Annotated in this window: 16 protein-coding genes; 9 read left to right on the top strand and 7 right to left on the bottom strand. The window is 72.3% G+C overall.

From position 1 onward, the window contains the following. Positions 1 to 3 precede the first annotated feature (3 nt). The 5 genes from HCN52_RS01610 to HCN52_RS01590 are packed head-to-tail and all read left to right on the top strand — an operon-like array spanning position 4 to position 4641. Positions 4 to 573, top strand: a complete 570-nt coding sequence (locus HCN52_RS01610; RefSeq protein ID WP_168086510.1) for a ferritin-like domain-containing protein — start codon at positions 4 to 6, stop codon at positions 571 to 573. After that, on the top strand, positions 570 to 1460 hold the full coding sequence (locus HCN52_RS25115; RefSeq protein ID WP_168086509.1) for a 4'-phosphopantetheinyl transferase superfamily protein: 891 nt from the start codon (positions 570 to 572) through the stop codon (positions 1458 to 1460). The genes HCN52_RS01610 and HCN52_RS25115 overlap by 4 nt, the downstream gene beginning before the upstream one ends. Before the next feature lie 30 nt (positions 1461 to 1490). Then, entirely contained in the window at positions 1491 to 2102 is a 612-nt protein-coding gene (locus tag HCN52_RS01600) for a methyltransferase family protein (protein WP_168086508.1), read from the top strand. After that, positions 2099 to 2971, top strand: coding sequence for an SDR family NAD(P)-dependent oxidoreductase (locus tag HCN52_RS01595; protein WP_168086507.1), 873 nt, complete (start codon positions 2099 to 2101; stop codon positions 2969 to 2971). The genes HCN52_RS01600 and HCN52_RS01595 overlap by 4 nt, the downstream gene beginning before the upstream one ends. Continuing rightward, a complete protein-coding gene (locus HCN52_RS01590) occupies positions 2968 to 4641 on the top strand; it encodes a fatty acyl-AMP ligase (RefSeq protein WP_168086506.1) in 1674 nt (557 codons plus the stop codon). Before HCN52_RS01595 ends, HCN52_RS01590 begins: the two co-directional genes overlap by 4 nt. 249 nt (positions 4642 to 4890) lie before the next feature. Here HCN52_RS01590 and HCN52_RS01585 read toward each other — a convergent pair whose 3' ends face one another. The 4 genes from HCN52_RS01585 to HCN52_RS01570 all read right to left on the bottom strand — a co-directional run bounded on the left by HCN52_RS01585 (position 4891) and on the right by HCN52_RS01570 (position 8121). Beyond that, entirely contained in the window at positions 4891 to 5436 is a 546-nt protein-coding gene (locus HCN52_RS01585) for an SMI1/KNR4 family protein (protein WP_168086505.1), read from the bottom strand. A gap of 5 nt (positions 5437 to 5441) precedes the next feature. Continuing rightward, entirely contained in the window at positions 5442 to 6128 is a 687-nt protein-coding gene (locus tag HCN52_RS24635; RefSeq protein WP_209314039.1) for an SMI1/KNR4 family protein, read from the bottom strand. Positions 6129 to 7088: 960 nt separating this feature from the next. Further along, on the bottom strand, positions 7089 to 7724 hold the full coding sequence (locus HCN52_RS01575) for a sigma-70 family RNA polymerase sigma factor (RefSeq protein WP_168086504.1): 636 nt from the start codon (positions 7722 to 7724) through the stop codon (positions 7089 to 7091). A 142-nt stretch (positions 7725 to 7866) separates the two neighbouring features. Beyond that, entirely contained in the window at positions 7867 to 8121 is a 255-nt protein-coding gene (locus HCN52_RS01570) for a hypothetical protein (RefSeq protein WP_168086488.1), read from the bottom strand. Positions 8122 to 8127: 6 nt separating this feature from the next. Here HCN52_RS01570 and HCN52_RS01565 point away from each other — a divergent pair, with 6 nt between their 5' ends. The 4 genes from HCN52_RS01565 to HCN52_RS25845 all read left to right on the top strand — a co-directional run bounded on the left by HCN52_RS01565 (position 8128) and on the right by HCN52_RS25845 (position 12027). After that, complete coding sequence (locus HCN52_RS01565) at positions 8128 to 8343, top strand: hypothetical protein (RefSeq protein ID WP_168086487.1); 216 nt, start codon at positions 8128 to 8130, stop codon at positions 8341 to 8343. Positions 8344 to 8978: 635 nt separating this feature from the next. Continuing rightward, on the top strand, positions 8979 to 9224 hold the full coding sequence (locus tag HCN52_RS01560; RefSeq protein WP_168086503.1) for a hypothetical protein: 246 nt from the start codon (positions 8979 to 8981) through the stop codon (positions 9222 to 9224). A 2-nt stretch (positions 9225 to 9226) separates the two neighbouring features. After that, positions 9227 to 11536, top strand: coding sequence for a heavy metal translocating P-type ATPase (locus tag HCN52_RS01555; protein ID WP_168086502.1), 2310 nt, complete (start codon positions 9227 to 9229; stop codon positions 11534 to 11536). A 125-nt stretch (positions 11537 to 11661) separates the two neighbouring features. Beyond that, entirely contained in the window at positions 11662 to 12027 is a 366-nt protein-coding gene (locus HCN52_RS25845) for a copper chaperone PCu(A)C (RefSeq protein WP_168086501.1), read from the top strand. Between the two features lie 646 nt (positions 12028 to 12673). Here HCN52_RS25845 and HCN52_RS01545 read toward each other — a convergent pair. From HCN52_RS01545 to HCN52_RS01535, 3 genes are read right to left on the bottom strand one after another with little or no spacing between them, the layout of a single operon-like run. Then, positions 12674 to 13519 (bottom strand): metal ABC transporter solute-binding protein, Zn/Mn family, encoded by an 846-nt coding sequence (locus HCN52_RS01545; protein WP_168086500.1) that lies wholly within the window; start codon positions 13517 to 13519, stop codon positions 12674 to 12676. Continuing rightward, positions 13477 to 14301 carry a metal ABC transporter permease gene (locus HCN52_RS01540; RefSeq protein ID WP_168086531.1) on the bottom strand — a complete coding sequence of 275 codons (825 nt, stop codon included), beginning with the start codon at positions 14299 to 14301 and terminating at the stop codon, positions 13477 to 13479. The genes HCN52_RS01545 and HCN52_RS01540 overlap by 43 nt, the downstream gene beginning before the upstream one ends. Positions 14302 to 14339: 38 nt before the next feature. Then, on the bottom strand, positions 14340 to 14975 hold the full coding sequence (locus HCN52_RS01535; protein WP_168086499.1) for an ATP-binding cassette domain-containing protein: 636 nt from the start codon (positions 14973 to 14975) through the stop codon (positions 14340 to 14342). Between the last annotated feature and the right edge of the window lie 1384 nt (positions 14976 to 16359).

Raw genomic sequence — 16359 nt, 5'->3', positions numbered from 1 at the left:
TCCATGTCGCTGAGTGAGAACGACCGCTGGCTGCTGAGCTACTACCGCAGCTCCGAGATCAACGCCGCCCTGTTCTTCGGGCGCGTCTCCCGGATGGTGCGGCCCGGCCCGCTCCAGGCGGAGGTCACCCACCACTTCGCCGACGAGGCCAACCACGCGAAGTACTGGAACGAGTGCATCAACGACCTCGACGCCCACCCCATCAAGCTCCGCGAGTCGTACCAGGACCAGTACCTGGACGCGGTCGGCATGCCCACCAACCTCATGGAGGTCATGGCGATCACCCAGGTGCTGGAGAAGCGGGTGATCGGCCAGTACCACCGCCAGCTGCGCGTCCCCGGTCTGCACCCCCGGGTGAAGCAGACCCTGGAGCAGATCATGCTCGACGAGCGGTGGCACATCCAGTACGTGCGCGAGGCGCTGGAGAGCATGGAGGAGCGCTACGGCGCCGAGCACATCCAGGCCACGATCCAGCGGTTCACCGAGGCCGACCAGGAGGTCTACGCCAAGACCCTCGCCGAGTACGGCGACCGCGTGGCGTTCCTCGCCGGACCCGAACCGGACACGCCGTGACCCCGACCCCCGTGCCGCCGGCGGTCGCCGGCCTCACCCTGCGCGTGGCGATCGCCTCCCACCCGCTACCGGTCACCGCCCTCACCCCCGGGGAGGCACGGCAGTACGCGCGGCTCACCGGCGGGCACCGGCGACGGCTGTGGCTCACCGCGCGGCGGGCGCTGCGCGGCGCGCTGGCCGCGGCAGGGCTCGACACCGACACCTCCGTCCACGGCTTCCCCCAGCCGCGGGCGTCGCTCTCCTACGCCGGCGACCTCGCCGTCGCCGTCGTCGCGGCCGGTGGCACCTCCGCCCTCTCCGGTCTCGGGGCCGACATCGAACTGCGGACCCCGGCCCCGGGGACCGCACGGTTCTTCCTCACCGACCGCGAACAGGACCATCTCGCCGCCCTCCCCGCCCCCCGGCGCCCCGCCTCGCTGCTACGGCTGTGGACCGTCAAGGAGGCGCTGTACAAGGCGGACCCCGACAACGCGCGGACCCGGCTGCGGGACTACGCCCTGGACGACCCCGGCGCGCGCGCCGGAACCGCCCGCACGGTGCGCGCGCCCACCCGCGACCTGCCCTACCTCACCCTCGACCTGTCGCGCGGCTGCTTCAGCGTGGCCGCCACCCCGTCCCACACAGGAGTACCGCCCGTGTCCGAGCACACCTTCGCCGAACTGGCCCCGAAGATCGCCGCGTTCGTCTCGCTGCCCGTCGAGGAGATCACCCCCGGCCTCCGGCTCGCCGACCTGGCACTGGACAGCATGGCCTCCGTCGAACTGGTCGTGGACCTCCAGGAGGACTACGACATCGTCCTCTCCCGTGACGACTTCGCCACGGTCGAGACCCTCGGCGACCTCGCCGCGCTCATCAGCTCCCGGCTGCCCGACCCCGCCGATCACTGACCGGCCCACGCCCGCGCCTGGAGCCTCACCATGACCGATCCCGCCCTGCTGCTCGTCGTGCTGACCTTCGTCCTCATCGCCGTGACGCCCCGGATCTTCTTCCGCCGCGACGGCGAACTCAACCTCCGATGGTGGTCCCTGGCCGCCCCGGTCGGTGTCGCGCCCGGCCTGCTGGTGGGAGCCGAACTCGCCGAACTGGCACCGCACGTGCCGCAGGACTGGCTGACGGGGACCCGCCTGGCCGCCGTCGTCCTCGCGGCCGCCGCGATCGCCCTGGTCTCGCTGACGCTCGGCACCCACCGCATCCCCATCGCGCTGTGGCACCAGAGTGACGACGCGCCCCGGCACCTCGTCACCTGGGGCGCCTACCGCAGGGTGCGGCACCCCTTCTACAGCTCCTACCTGCTGGCGTTCCTCGCGGCCGTCGCCGTCTTCCCGCACCTCGTCACGCTCGCGCTGCTCACCTACATGGCGGTGCAGCTCAACGCGGTGGCCGCGAAGGAGGAACGCAAGCTCGCCGCCTCGGAGTTCGGCGCCGAGTACACCGCCTACACCCACCACACCGGCCGCTTCCTCCCCCGCCCCGGCAGCCGGTCGGCGGAGACCGAACCCACCACCGCAGACCGGGACACCACCACGTGAACACCGCACCGGCCGCCTCCCGCGCGGTCCTCATCACCGGCTGCTCCACCGGCGTCGGCCGGGCCGCCGCCTGGCGCTTCCTCCGGGCCGGCCACCCCGTCTACGCCACCGCGCGAGAGGTCGCCGGCCTGGCCGAGCTGGCCGACGCCGGCGCGACCACCCTCCCGCTCGACGTCACCGACGAGACGGCCATGACGGCCGCGGTCCGCCGCGTCGAGGCCGAGCACGGCGCCGTCGGCATCCTGGTGAACAACGCCGCCTACGGCATCCAGGCCGCCTTCGAGGCGACCGACCTCGACGAGGCGCGCCGCATGTTCGAGACCAACTTCTTCGGCCTCTCCCGGCTGTCCCAGCTCGTCCTGCCCGCAATGCGGGACGCCTCGGCCGGACGCATCGTCAACGTCACCTCCATGGGCGCCCACTTCTCCCTCCCGGGCGCAGGATTCCTGCACGCCACCAAGTACGCCGTCGAGGCCGTCACCGACGCGCTCCGGCTGGAGGTCCGCGGCTTCGGGATCGACGTCGTCCTCGTCGAACCCGGTCCGATCCGCACCCCCTTCCCCACCAAGATCAACGCCACCATCCCCGGGCCCACCGGGGGCCCCTACGACCAGTTCCACGCCGCCGTCGAACAGCGCGTCAGCGCCGCCTACGTGGAGCGGCGGACGAGTCTGGCACTGAGCCCGGAGAAGGTCGCCCAGGTCATCGAGCGCGCCGCGCTCACCCGCCGCCCCCGCGCCCGCTACCCCGTCGGGCTCATGTCGCGCGGCCTCATCGCGGTGAGCCACTGGCTGCCCGACGCCGCCGTCGACGCCATCACGCGCTCGCAGTTCCCCGGGCCCCGCCCCACCACCAGGAGAGACGCGTGAACCGCTTCCTCGACATGCTGCGGTCCACCGCCGCCACCTCCTCCCGCGGCATGGTCACCGGCGCGCCGGCCGCCCCCGTGCGGCGCGGCTGGGGAGACATCCACCGGCAGGCCCGGCGGATGGCGGCCGAACTGGCCGCCGGCGGCGTCCGCCCCCGCGACGTGGTCGCGCTGCTCACCGCCGACCCCGCACAGGTCGCCCCGGCGGTGCAGGCCGTCTGGCTGGCCGGCGGCACCGTCACCCTGCTCCAGCAGCCCACGGCCCGCACCGACCTGGGGGAGTGGTCCCGGGACACCCTGCGGGTGCTGGCGACCACCGGCGCCGAACTCGTGCTGACAGGCGACGACTTCGCTGCCGTCGCCCCGGCGCTGACCGGGCAGGGCATCGCCCACCGGCCGCTGTCGGAGCTCCTCCACCTCGCCGCTGATCCCGCCGAACCCGCGGGTGGCGGCGAGGGCACCGGTGAGCGCGGGGGCCACGCCGAACCGGTGCTCCCCCCGCCCCCCGGCGAGGACGATCTCGCGCTCCTCCAGCTCACCAGCGGCTCGGTCAGCGCCCCCAAAGCGGTCATGATCAGCCACCGCAACCTCCACGCCAACATCACCGGCATGGACCAGGTATCCGCACTGGACCCGGACCGCGACGTGGTCGTCTCCTGGCTCCCGCTCTTCCACGACATGGGCCTGATCAACCTGCTGATCACGCCCATGGCCCTCGGCCTGGAGCTGGTGAAGTCCACCCCTGCCGACTTCCTCGGCTCCCCGCTCAGCTGGGCCACCCTGATCAGCGAGTACCGAGGGACCGTCACGGGCGCGCCGAACTTCGGCTACGCGCTCCTCACCCGCGCCCTCGCCCGCGTACCGGACGGCGACGCGCTCGACCTCTCCTCGCTCCGCCTCGCGCTCAACGGCGCCGAACCCATCGACGTGGCCTCGGTGGGCGCCTTCACGACCGCCGGCGCCCGGTTCGGCATGCCCGCCGCCTGCATCCGGCCGGCCTACGGCATGGCGGAGGCCACCGTCGCCGTCTCCGCCGCACCGCTCTTCACCGGGCTCTCCACCGACCGTCTCGGGGAGGACACCTTCGCTCGCCTCGGGCCGCCGCTGCCGGGCCTGGAGGCGTCCGTCGTCGACGGCACCGGCGCACCGGTCGGTGACCGCACCGTGGGCCGGCTCCGACTGCGCGGCACGTCGATCGCCCGCGGCTACCTGACCGCAGACGGCCCGGCGCCCCTCACCGACGAGGAAGGCTGGCTCGACACCGGTGACCTCGGCTACCTGGTCGACGGCGAGATCGTGGTCTGCGGCCGCGCCAAGGACGTCATCATCGTCGGCGGCCGCAACCTCTACCCCACCGACATCGAACGGGCGGCCGACTCCGTGGCGGGGGTCCGGGCGGGCAACGTCGTCGCCGTCCGGCTGGACGCCGGCGCCCGGCGGGAGAGCTTCGCCGTCGCGGCGGAGTCGCGGCACCACGGCGACCCCGAGCAGGAGCGGCTCCTCCGCTCGCTGATCACCACCCGCGTGGTCGACGCGCTGGGCGCACGGCCGGCCTCCGTGCACATCGTCGCGCCGGGAACGCTGCCCAAGACCTCCTCCGGGAAGCTGCGTCGCTCCTCGGCCGTCCGGCTCGTGACGGCGCCTCCCGTGACGGAGCCTCCCGCGGCGTGACCCGCCGCGGGCAGTCGCTCGGGACGGAGTCCGTGCGGGGCACGGCCGGCGGCTCACCGCGCCGCCGGCCGTGGCCGTGGGCCGACACCGCCCCGCGGGGGCCGGGGCGCAGGGCGGCTCCGATCACACTCTCGGCGAGGACCGGGACGGCGGCGCTGGGGGTGTGGCGGGTCACCGCACGCCGCAGACCGCCCGCAGACCGTGCGGCGTTGCGGGCGGCTCATGCACGCGTGCTGCTCATGACCCCGCTCACTCGACGTCGTCATCGTCGCACGGCGTCCAGGGGGTCTGTCCGGTCGGCCAGCCTCGCGGGAAGATGCCCTGGATGAGCAGCCGGTGGATGAACTCCACGACTCCTCCTTCGAACACGGCGACGTCTGGGCACTGTCGGAAGAGGATGGCGATTTCCCACTTCGGCCACCCGGGTGCGGGAGGCAGCAGCAGGCACGTATCGCCGTTGTAGGTGTGATCGGCCCAGGGGATCACCTCGTCCCGGACGGCCTCGACTCGCTCCGGCAGCCCCTTCGGTAGAAACGGCAACGCCTTTTGCCAGCTATCGGTAAGCGAGTCGATGAACTCGGGCAGGTCCCCGGAGCCGGCGAAGTCGGAGAGCGACGCCGGATGCGGGACGTAAAGAGAGCCGGCGATCAGAGCGTCGCCGTACTCCTCGACGAACCAGCGGTAGTCCTCCGGCAGCTCTCTGCCTATCTGCTCCTCCACCACTCGCCAGTGCCGGCGCAGCGCCACCTGCCGGCACGGGCTCTCGCCGAGGAGGTCGACCAGTTCCGTCCGCATCGCGGTCACATTCCTCGCTCCGGCCCGTACCAGACGACGGGTGTGTCCTCGTAGGACATCGGCAAGCCCGGAGGCCGAGCTGGCCGAGTCGCTGGCCCAGGCGCGGGTGTGTCCTCGTAGGACATCGGCAAGCTCTTCAGCTTGACCGGTCCGGGGTAGAAGGCCGCGCTGTTCGGACCGAAGAGATCCTTGCCCACCAGGTAGCGGTACAGCCACTCCGAGAGCGACATGTCATGCCGGTAGAACTCGTCGTCGTCCCAGAGGCAGAAGACCTGCCCGCCTCTGTCGACAACCCGAGGAGCCCAGAAGACCCGCTCACCCCGGTCTGTACCAAGGACTGGGACAAGACCGCCCGGCCCGCCGAACGTCAGCTCAGTGGTCCCGAGGGCCGGGCGAGGGTCACCCGCCATGAACTCCCAGTCCCACGCAACCTCCCCGAAAGCCCTCGCCACCCCAGCAATCCGCTCGGCAAGGTTCCACTTCTGTGTCGCGGGATGGTGCAAGCTCATGTGCCCGTTGATCTCCACCGGGGCATGCAGCTCACTCACCCGCTTGAAGTCAGCAGGCAACTCGCAACCCAGCTCGGTCTCCAACCGCGCCCAGGCCGCGGCATCCTCGCCATGCCCTCGCGGCTCCCCGAGCATCGCCAACAGAGCTTCGAGGTAGGGGAAGGAGCTGATATCCCGGGCCACGTCGAACTCCCGGTCCTCACGTTGCCATCCGGCTTGTGGGCGACAGTACAGGCTCTCGTCGCGCCCCGGCTGGGCACGGCGTAGTGATGCCGTGCACTGGGTCGACGCCGAGCGTCACCGCGCCACGCTCCTGACGTGTCGAGAGAGCCTTGCAAGCTCACGAGGCCTGACGCGCGGGTGATGTCGGAGTCACAGTCTCTTGGCGGGTCACTCGCCTGCGTCCCTGTCTCTCCTCGGGAAGAGGCATGGGGAGGCGGCACCGGAACGGTCGGGTCCGCAGTTCGGGTTCTGTGGAGAGGTCGGCGGGCGGAACACCACTGCGGGCATGACGCCGGTGGCAGCATCTGGGTCGACCGATGTGACGAGTTCACCCCCTGCCGAGCCGCGCCACAGTCCCCGGGCCGACCAGGCGCCGCCCGTGACGGCGGAGGCGCCACCTCCTCCGCGACTTGCATGCGGCATCACAGCAGCTCAAGCTCGGGGCCGTGCGCGGGTCGCTCTGCAAGCATGGGGTCTCGCGTCGCCGCAGCCGGTGCACTGCTCGCCCCGCAGGTGATGTCGCCCGGGAGTGCCGCAGCCGCAGCTCGGAGCGATTCGAGGTGGGGGCGCTGTGTGGGGCGGGTGGGACTCGAACCCATTCAAGTGACGCCTCTCACCTGCAACGATGCCAGAACAACGGACAAAGTGGCCCGTTTCCATCGCGCTGCGTCCCTCTCGATCACGCTCGCATGGGCATCGGTTGGGCGGTCGCAGCACCACCTTTCACGGAAGTTTGCCGCACCGTGGGGCCGTCGAAGGCAACCGTTCACGCTGCCTGGGTGCCGACTCTCCGGGAGCCCTCCAGTCCTCGCAGCCCAAGGACCTGCCAGGGTGGTCACGCTCCGTAGTGGATCGCAGCCCGTCTGCGGCTGCGGATGATGAGTGCGCCGGGCACGCGTGCCCGGCGCACTCATCGTGCCGTCAGGCGGCGGCGCTCAACAACGCGGGAGCGTCGGCGTCGGTCTCGGCGGCCAGCACCTCCTTGCAGAGCGAGGCGCGGGCGCGTGCCACTCGGGAGCGGACCGTCCCGACCGGGCACCGGCAGGCGTCCGCCGCGTCCTGGTAGGGAACGCCCAGAAGCTGGGTGAGTACGAAGGCCTCGCGGCGGTCCTCGGGGAGTGCCGCGATGAGGTCGGACAGCGCCACCTCCTCGTCGAACCCGGGCGGGTGGAACTGGCCGCGCTCGGCAGCACCCTGCCAGTCCTCCGCCCCGCAGGAGCGCGGGCGTGCGGCTGCGGTGCGGATGCTGTCGATCACGGTGCGGCGGGCGATGGTCAACAACCAGGTGCGGGCCGAGGAACGGCCCTCGAAGCGGTGCAGGCTGCCGAGTGCGCGCAGGAACGTCTCCTGCGTGAGGTCGTCGGCGGCCTGCGCGTCGGAGGCGAGGTACGCGACGAAGCGCCACACATCGCGGTTCAGCAGCTGGAACAGCCGCTCCGTGGCGGCTTCGTCCCCGTACTTCGCCGCGAGGGCGCAGGCTGTGGCCTCCGCGTCACGGGAGGCGTGGTCGGAGGAAGCGCGGACAGGTGGCGCGGGCAGGGGTACGACAGGAGGCATGGCGGAAGTCGTCCTTGTGCGAGACGGGGGGCACCGTCACGGAGACACGTGAGGGTGCTGAGTCGTGGGCCCCGCGGCAGCGGGGTGTCGGGCCGCAGGTCGCAGACCGCCCAAGGGGCGGTCAGCCGCGGACGTGCCGCTGTCAGGCGACAGCGGCCCCCACGGGCGGACCTCTCAGGACGACGCAGAAGGACAGGAAGCACCGGCGGAGCGGGCGAGGACGCCGGAAGCCCGGGGTGATGCGGGCGGCGCAGGGCAGGGGGACGCGGGCGAGAGCGAGCGCGAGAGGGCCGAAGAGCCAGCCGACGACGGACCGGAGGATCTGGTGGGCGGCGCGCTCGCCGAAGGCGAGCCAGACTCCGCTGAGCAGTGCGGCGAGAAGGTGAGCGGCGAACATACCGCCATGGGAGACGTGCGCGAGATGGTCGAGTGCACCGGCGTCCGCTCCGCCGTGCGCCGCATGTGGCTCGTCACCTGCCGGCCCCGAGGGGGCGTGGCTCGGCGCGGCACCTGCGTCGTGCGAAGCGTCTTCGTGGTGCCCGCCTCCGTGCCCGTCCCCTGGACCGTCGTGGTGGCCCTCCGCGTGCCCGGGATCCTGGGCACGGGACCCGGGGAATGAGAGATCACCGAGGCCCAAGGCCGCCACGACGCGTCGGGCCTCGGGCAGGGAGAGGGCTCCACCGCTGTCACCGCAGACCAGCGAAGCCGCCAGCTCCCGCATTCTCGCGTCTGCCGCCTGCACCGACGCATCGACCGAGGGGGCACTGGCGACGGGTACCGATGCCTGAGCCATCGGTACCAGGGAGAACCCGACGTGCAGTGCGGCCTGAAGAGCAACGGCCGCCGACGTGACGGCGAGGGCGCCGCGTTCGACGCCGGCGAGAGCCCAGCTCACACCGCCCGTGAGCGCGAACGCCGTCGCCAGGGACCACAGCGGCAGTGCCGTGTCCGACATCATGACGTGGCCCCCGGCGGCGAGCACCACGCACAGGGCCGCGAACACCACGGCCCTGACAGTGCGCACCCAGGGGCAACTCTTCACAGTGGGGACATGCTCGCACTGGTCGGCCCCGTATCCGCCACCGGGTCCGTTGGCGGGGGCCGGTAGGCACAGGAGCGTGGGAACCAACCAGGATTCCCTTCCGACTGACTGGCCAAACCGAAGGCTGCCGGAATTGCGCCCCGTCGAGGAAGACCGGTCGGGACGACGCGGGCCGGTGGCCGGTAGCCACCTGTCATTACGGAGCACCGCACATGAGGGCATCACCACAGCCGATCGGGCCGCCGAGCGGGAACGTCGACGCCCCGCAGCCGTTCGAGGTCCGCTCCCCTGCTGTGCGCGTCGGAGGCTTCGTCCTCCTCCTGCTCGGCGCGTTCGCGACGGCTCTGCTGGTCGGATCCCTGATGGGGCCCGTCTCTCCTGACATGCACCCGGGTGAAGGCGAGGCGCCGTCCGGTACCGGTGGGGGCGGGCACGACCACGGTATGGCGGTGCGGTGACCATGGCCGTGCCATCGACCCCGTCGGCGGCCGGACTCCCCGTCGCGGAACAGACCAGCGTGCTCACCGTGGCCGGCATGACCTGCGCCGCCTGCGTGCGACGAGTCGAGAAGCGACTCGCGAAGCTGGAGGGGGTGAGCGCCTCCGTGAACCTGGTGACCGGCCGTGCCACGGTGCGGCACCCCCGGGGGACCACTGTCGAGGAGCTGGCGCATGCGGTCACCAGCGCGGGGTACCCGGCGGAACCTCACGTGCCGGACGAACCGCGGTCCGTGCCGACGCCCCGTGGCGGCTCGGGCCCGTCACCGATGCACCGCCTGGTGGTGACCGCGGCGCTCGGGCTCCCCGTCCTCGTCCTCTCCATGGCGCCCCCACTGCAGTTCACGAACTGGCAGTGGCTGTGTCTTCTCCTCACCGCGCCGGTCGTCGTGTGGAGCGCCTGGCCGTTCCACCAGCGTGCCTGGGCAGGGTTGCGCGATGCCTCCGCGTCGATGGACACCCTGGTGTCCGTCGGTGTGCTGGCCTCCTTCGGCTGGTCGCTGTACGCGCTCTTCCTGGGCGGCGCCGGGGAGCCAGGCATGACCATGCCGTTCACCTTCCTGCCCTCCGCCGCCGACGGCATGGCCCACATCTACCTGGAGGCAGCCGTCGCGGTGCCGCTCTTCGTGCTGCTCGGCCGCGAGTTGGAAGGCCGCGCGAAACGGGGCGCCGGAACGGCGTTGCGCGCCCTGGAGCGGTTGGTACCGGACGAGGTGTCGGTGGTGGACGACTCGGTCGAGCACCGTCTGCCGCTCGCCGAGCTCACCGTCGGGAGGCTGTTCCGGGTGCGGCCCGGAGAGCGCGTGGCGACCGACGGCGAGGTGGTCGACGGGCGCGGCGCGCTCGATCTCTCCCTGCTCACCGGTGAGTCCCGACCGGCGGAGGTCGGTCCCGGCTCCACGGTGCTCGGCGGTGCGGTCAACGCCGGCGGCATGCTCACCGTGCGCGCCACGGCGATCGGCCGGGACACGCGGCTGGCGGAGATCGCCCGGCGTGTGGAGCACGCGCAGGACGAGAAGGCGCGGGTTCAGCGGATGGTGGACCGGGTGGCGGGCGGGTTCGTCCCCGTCGTCATCACCGTGGCCGTGACGGTCCTCGGGTTCTGGCTGGGGGCGGGCGCCGCACCGCAGGCCGCGCTGACCAGCGCGGTCGCCGTCCTGGTCGTGGCCTGCCCCTGCGCCCTGGGCCTGGCGACCCCGACCGCGCTGCTCGCAGCCACGGGCCGCGGAGCGCAACTCGGCGTCCTGGTCTCCGGCCCGCGCGCGCTGGAGACTCTGCGGCGGGTGGACACGGTGGTGCTCGACAAGACCGGCACCCTGACCACCGGCCGGATGCGGGTGGTCGCCGTGACCGCTCGGGACGGGCGACTGTCGGAGTCAGAGGTGCTGCGCTGGGCCGGCGCCGTGGAGCAGGGCTCCGAACATCCCCTCGGGCGCGCGGTCGTCGCCCACGCCGGCGAGGCGCTGCGAGGTGAGACCCTTCCCGCGGTCACCGACTTCACCGCGCGCGCCGGCCACGGAGTCGCGGGTGTCGTCGACGGTCGCACGATCGAGGTCGGGGTACCCGGCACCGGCCTTCCCGAGGAGCTGGCATCCGCGGTGCGGGAGGCCGACACCATGGGACGGACCGCGGTGTCCGTCGTCGTCGACGGTGAACCCGAGGCCGTCCTCGCGCTCGGCGACACCCCGCGCGCCGACGCCTACCGCGCAGTCGACCGGCTCCGCCGCCTCGGTATCCGCCCCGTGATCGCCACCGGCGACGGCGCCGGGGCGGCGCAGGCCGTCGCCGCGGAACTGCGCGTCGAGGAGATCCACTCCCGCTGCACCCCCGAGTCCAAGGCCGACCTCGTCCGATCGCTGCGAGAGGCAGGCCACCGTGTCGCCTTTGTCGGCGACGGCGTCAACGACACTGTCGCGCTGGCCGGAGCCGACCTCGGCGTCTGCATGGGGGAGGGCACGGACGCCGCCGCCGGGGCCGCCGACATCACCCTGATGCGGGGCGGTCTCACCGCGCTCGCCGACGCGTCGGCGCTGGCACGTCGGACCAGCCGCACCATCCGGATCAACCTTCTCTGGGCGTTCGGCTACAACGTGGTCACCCTGCCCCTCGCCGCCACCGGCTGGCTCAACCCCATGGTCGCCGCAGCGGCCATGTCGGTGAGCTCGGTGCTCGTGGTGGCGCACAGCCTCCAGCTGCGTGCCTGGACACCGCGGAGCGACGGACGCGCGACCCGCCCTTCACCCCGTGCCGCAACCGGGCGGTGGGCCGCATGAACCTCCGAGCCCCACGTGTACCGCGCGCCCTGCGCCCGGTCGCCGCACCGGTCCTCGCGGCCGTCTGCACACTCGCGTTGCTCGCTCTGTGGGTCGGGGCGGGCCAAGCGGGCGTGCCGGGAAGCGTGACTGTCAGCGACGGCCGCGTCTACCGTCCGATCCTGGACGACCGGCAGATGACCGCTCTGTTCTTCACCGTCACCAACGAGGCCACCGCGGGGGACGAGCTGATCGCGGTGGACGCCGGTGAGGTCGGCGAGACGATGTTCTCCGACCACGTCCACCTCAGCGAGGGCTCCGGACGGATGGAGATGATCGACTCGATCACGTTCGCGCCGGAGCAGACGCTGGCGATGACCGCGTTCACGCAGAACATCATGGTCCACCTCAAGCGTCCGCTGGTGCTCGGGGAAGAGCTGGACTTCACGCTCGTCTTCCGCCAGGCCGGCGAGGTGCGGGCGAGCGCAGTGGTGGTCCGTCATGGCGAATGAGGTCAGCGAGCACCGGGGATCGGTGAGTTCGGCGGCGGCCCCCGATCGGGTTCCCGGGCCGGACGGGAACCGGCCGGCCCGCGCGACCGGCCACTCGGCACGCGGAGAGCGGCAGCGATCGACGGAACGGACGTCGCCCCCGGCACGCGATCGACGCCGGCGGAGGTGTGCGGGCCGGAGCGAGCTCGTCCTCGAGACCGGTCACACGGCGGACAAGAGTGTCAACCTCGCACGTCGTGATGGTGAGAAGTGCCTCCAGCCCGCTCGGCATCGGCCTGGTTGAGTTCGCGGACTCGGGCCGCGAGGTCTCCGCCGCCGCTTCGCTCCCGCGGTCGACCTGCCTCCTCCTCGAACGCCACCGCGGTGCTGCTGCTTGCGCCTCCGCGGTCCGCCGGGTGCGGCGACGTCGCCGCACCCGCCGGACCGTACCTGGTGGAGCCGGGCGGCCGGGACCCTTGCGCAGCGGGGTGACCCCGGGCCGGCATCCCACCCGGGTCCCTGCGGCCCCGGGCCACGCGTCAGGCCGGAGGTACGCAGAACCTCACGGCGTGTAGCCGGTGCTCTCCCCGGTCGTCCGAGCCTGAACAACCTCGGCCCGGTGGGTGCGGTGCGACCGGCAGCCTGTCGTGCCGCACCCGCCGGGACGTCAGGACCGGGCGAGCGCCTCCCGCAGCTGTTCCGCCACATCGCGGTAGACCTTGAGCAGGTCGAGGTCGTCACCGGGATAGTTGACGACGTCGATCTGCACGGCATCGGTGCCCGGCAGGACCTCACCGGTGGACATGTGGGCGTTGTCCAGCACGAGGTCCGGCTCCTCGGCCGACAGCTCGGCGAGCTGCGCCGGGGTCACCGACTCCGGCCCGTAGGTGCCCACTGTCGTCGCTCCCGCCAGTTTCGCCGCCCACCCGGTGAAGACCTGGGCGACCACCCGGGGACTCTCCTCGTCCGGCCAGCTGTCCTCGACGGAGGAGGCCAGCTCGGCGGTCTCGCTCTCGAAGGTCTCGTTCCACTGCTCTGCCGTCTGCTCGGTACCGAACAGAGCACCGAGACGGGCGACCTCGGCGGTCACGACCTCGGGGTCGTTGTTGAGATCGACCTCCACGAGTTCCGCGTCGGAGCCGGCGGCGTCCTTGATCTGCTCCGCGTAGGGCTCGAACGGCGCGTAGAGGACGAAGTCCGCCTCCGCGATCGCTGCCAGGTCGGACGGCTTGGGGTCGTAGTCCGGCGCGTGGTGCACGGACTGCGGCACGATGACCGTGACCTCCTCGATTCCGGCGGCACTGGCGAAGGCCCCCTGCCACGTCGTGGTCGCGACGACCACCGGCTGGTCACCGTCGTCGCCCCCGCGGTCTTCGGGTTCGGGAGCCTCCGACGACGGCGAGCCGGCGTCGTCCGTCGAGGAGGAACCGGCGTCCGAGCCGCAGGCCGCGGTGAAGGCGAGTGCCACCGTCAGTGCGATGAGGGAAGTGCGGGGGAGGCGGGTGCGCGCCATGAACTGAGTCTCCGTTCGGGGATGAGATGGACGGCGAGGACGACAGCCCCCGCCGTGAGCACGAGGACGGGGCCGGGGGGCCAGTCCAGGGAGAGGGCCAGCAGGAAACCGGTGAGGTTCACCAGCACACCGATGCCGATCGCCCAGAGGACGATCGATCGCAGCGAGGTGCCGAGTCTGCGGGCGGCGAGGGCGGGCAGGAGAGTCAGGGCGTCCACGAGCAGCGCCCCGGTGAGCTTGATCGCCCCGGCGACGGCCACCGCGACCAGCACCAGCAACGCCAGGGTCAGAGCACGGACCGGGACACCCGAGCACTGCGCGAGCTCTCTGTCGTACAGCAGCAGGCCGATGTCGCGCCGTCGCCACCAGAACAGGCCGGGAACCACGACCGCCAGTGCGCCGAGCACCACCAGGTCCGCGGTTCCGACCGAGAGAATCGAGCCCCAGAGCAGCGCGAAGGCGCCGGAGGCGTTGACACCGGAGACGGCCAGGACCAGGAGGGCGGCCGCGATGGCCAGGCTCATCAGCAGCCCCATGGCGCCGGAGAGGCCGTCGGGGGTACGGGCGAGCGGAGCCACCCCGGCGCCGGCCAGGGCGCAGGCGACCAGCGCACAGAGCATCGGGTCGAGACCGGTGAGCAGCCCCACCGCGATGCCGAGCAGTGCCACGTGCATCATCGCGAAGCGCACCGGCATGATGTCGAGCCCGACGATGATCACCCCGATCACGGGCAGCCCGACAGCGGCCAGCAGCAGCGCGAGGGCAGCTCTCTGCACGGGCATCAACTGGATCAGGGTGCCGAGGTCCTGGGAGGCGATGTTCACGCGATCTCCCGCAGCCTGCCGGCGGCCATCTCCAGGACCCGGTCGCAGCGGTTGGCGAGGGCGCGGTCGTGCGTCACGACGATCAGCGTGACGGGCAGCCCGGTGAGGATGTCGGCTGCCTCGTCCTGCCCGTCGAAGTCCAGTGCCGCGGTGGGTTCGTCGGCGATCAGCACGTCGGCGCCGGCCGCTATGGACCCGATGGCGCGGGCGAGGTACATCCGCTGGAGCTGACCTCCGGAGAGGGTGTGCAGGGGGTTTCCCGTCAGTGAGGCGACCCCGAGCCGGGCGGCGGCGTCCGCGGCCTCTCCCGCCGCACCGCTGCTGGCGAGCAGCTCGGACCCGAGGAGGGGGAACCGGCCGGCGGCCGGCTTCTGGGGAATCCAGGCGCAGGCACGGCGGCGCTGTGCCCATTCGGTGGCCGTGCGGGCGGAGCACCCGCCCACCAGGACGGTCCCGCTGAAGTGCCGGTGCAGGCCGAGAACAGCACGCATCAGTGTCGTCTTGCCGGAGCCGTTCGTTCCCGTCAGCGCGACCCGCTGCCCCGCGGCGATCTCCAGGTCGACCTCGGAGACAGCCGCTGTCCTTCCGTGCCAGCAGTGGACGTCGCGCATCCGGACATCGAGCCCGCCCATCAAACAGCCCTCCAGCCACCTGCGTATCCGGCTCGGAGGGCGTTCCACCCTCCTCCTCAGGAGTTGGTCGGGCCGTGTGCGCGGTGAGTTCCCGGTGCACGGTGTGCGATTCAGCGTTCTGTGAGCACCCACCGTGCACCGAGCGCTCGGCACGGTCGACTGCTACCTGCAACAGCACAGACATCCGCCCGCGTGCTCCCGCCCGCGACCGCGGCGCCGGGGGATCGGACCCCCGGCGTTCCACGGACAGAGCCAGGAGGGAGCTCGGTGAGAGCTGTCCCCTCGTCGCAGCCGGGAGGATCGTGGCGTTGTGCCTGCTCCGCCGCGCGCTGCCAGTCCCGGCGGGCCGCGCGGGGTCGCCGTCGCGTGCAGCCAGGGCGAGTTGGGTGACGGCCGTGTCGGATGCGGGGGAGCGCCGGGCGGAGGTGCCGCCGGCTGGTGTCTGGGCTCGGGTCGTCGCCACAGGTCTTTCCGGTGAGGGCTGGCGTGCGTGGGGCGCGCCGGTCGTGTGCGACGGCCTGCCACGGGGCAGCACCGGGCCCCGAGCGCCCATGGGACGCCGGGCGCTCGAGGAGGATCTCGCTGTCCTCAGGGACAGCCGTCGCCGCAGGGGCCCCGGGTGCTGATGACATGAGCCAGAAGCACCAGACGTGGCGGCCGGTCGTGACGAGCTGCCCGGATGCGTGGCGTGGGCCGGGGCCTGATGGATGGTGACGCACGGATGAGGTTCAGCGGCGTGCGCAACAGCCCGGCCAGCGCGCGCAGAAGCTGGAACGTGGCGCGTTCGTTCGCCGGCCAGAGGCCGCTGAGGGCCCGTGGCCGCGAGATGCGCGAGCAGCATGCCCGCCGGCATCGACCACGGGTCGTGGCCGCCCGTTCCTGCGATCATGTCGAAGCCCGCTGCCTCGGGCGGGTGCTGGTGCCTCGCCTCGCGCAGGGGGCAGTCGGACGGCGTCGCGCTCCCGTGCTCCGCCGGTGTTCGCCCCACCCCGTGGCCGGATGAGGCATCGTCCGGAGGGCCTGGCGTGTGCGGCGGAGGGTCGGCGAGGGTGAAGACCCAGTGGAGGACAGCCGGGGCGCGAGGGCTGTCGAGGGCAGTGCGAGGCGTCCGCGCTCGCGGGCCGCGAGAGTCCAGGTCAGGCCCGTGGTCAGGACGAAGGCCGAGACCAGGAGCCACCACGGGATCGCGGTGCCGGAGCTGTGCGTGTGGCCGACCGCCGCGAGCAGCACGCAGACGGCCGCGAACATCGAGTCCCACGCGCCCCTTGAGCAGCCACCCGGACTTCTCACGGGCGTCACCCTCGCACCGTGGTTCGAGTGGCGCCGGGGAGTGGCGGGTTCCGTCACGGGAGTGCTGATGCGCCACAGCCGCATCCTGAGGGTT

Origin of the sequence: Streptomyces bohaiensis (genome assembly GCF_012033785.1) — a bacterium.
GTDB classification, from domain to species: Bacteria; Actinomycetota; Actinomycetes; order Streptomycetales; family Streptomycetaceae; genus Streptomyces; species Streptomyces bohaiensis.
This window is presented reverse-complemented; position numbering and strand designations above follow the sequence as displayed.

Bases quoted from the DNA above. Each gene is read 5' to 3' on its own strand.
- HCN52_RS01555 (WP_168086502.1), top strand. From the start codon at position 9,227: ATGGCCGTGCCATCGACCCCGTCGGCGGCCGGACTCCCCGTCGCGGAA.
- HCN52_RS01600 (WP_168086508.1), top strand. From the start codon at position 1,491: ATGACCGATCCCGCCCTGCTGCTCGTCGTGCTGACCTTCGTCCTCATC.
- HCN52_RS01545 (WP_168086500.1), bottom strand. From the start codon at position 13,519: ATGGCGCGCACCCGCCTCCCCCGCACTTCCCTCATCGCACTGACGGTG.
- HCN52_RS01575 (WP_168086504.1), bottom strand. From the start codon at position 7,724: ATGCCTCCTGTCGTACCCCTGCCCGCGCCACCTGTCCGCGCTTCCTCC.
- HCN52_RS01585 (WP_168086505.1), bottom strand. From the start codon at position 5,436: ATGCGGACGGAACTGGTCGACCTCCTCGGCGAGAGCCCGTGCCGGCAG.
- HCN52_RS01560 (WP_168086503.1), top strand. From the start codon at position 8,979: ATGAGGGCATCACCACAGCCGATCGGGCCGCCGAGCGGGAACGTCGAC.
- HCN52_RS01540 (WP_168086531.1), bottom strand. From the start codon at position 14,301: ATGCCCGTGCAGAGAGCTGCCCTCGCGCTGCTGCTGGCCGCTGTCGGG.
- HCN52_RS01610 (WP_168086510.1), top strand. From the start codon at position 4: ATGTCGCTGAGTGAGAACGACCGCTGGCTGCTGAGCTACTACCGCAGC.
- HCN52_RS01565 (WP_168086487.1), top strand. From the start codon at position 8,128: ATGGGAGACGTGCGCGAGATGGTCGAGTGCACCGGCGTCCGCTCCGCC.
- HCN52_RS01535 (WP_168086499.1), bottom strand. From the start codon at position 14,975: ATGGGCGGGCTCGATGTCCGGATGCGCGACGTCCACTGCTGGCACGGA.
- HCN52_RS01570 (WP_168086488.1), bottom strand. From the start codon at position 8,121: ATGTTCGCCGCTCACCTTCTCGCCGCACTGCTCAGCGGAGTCTGGCTC.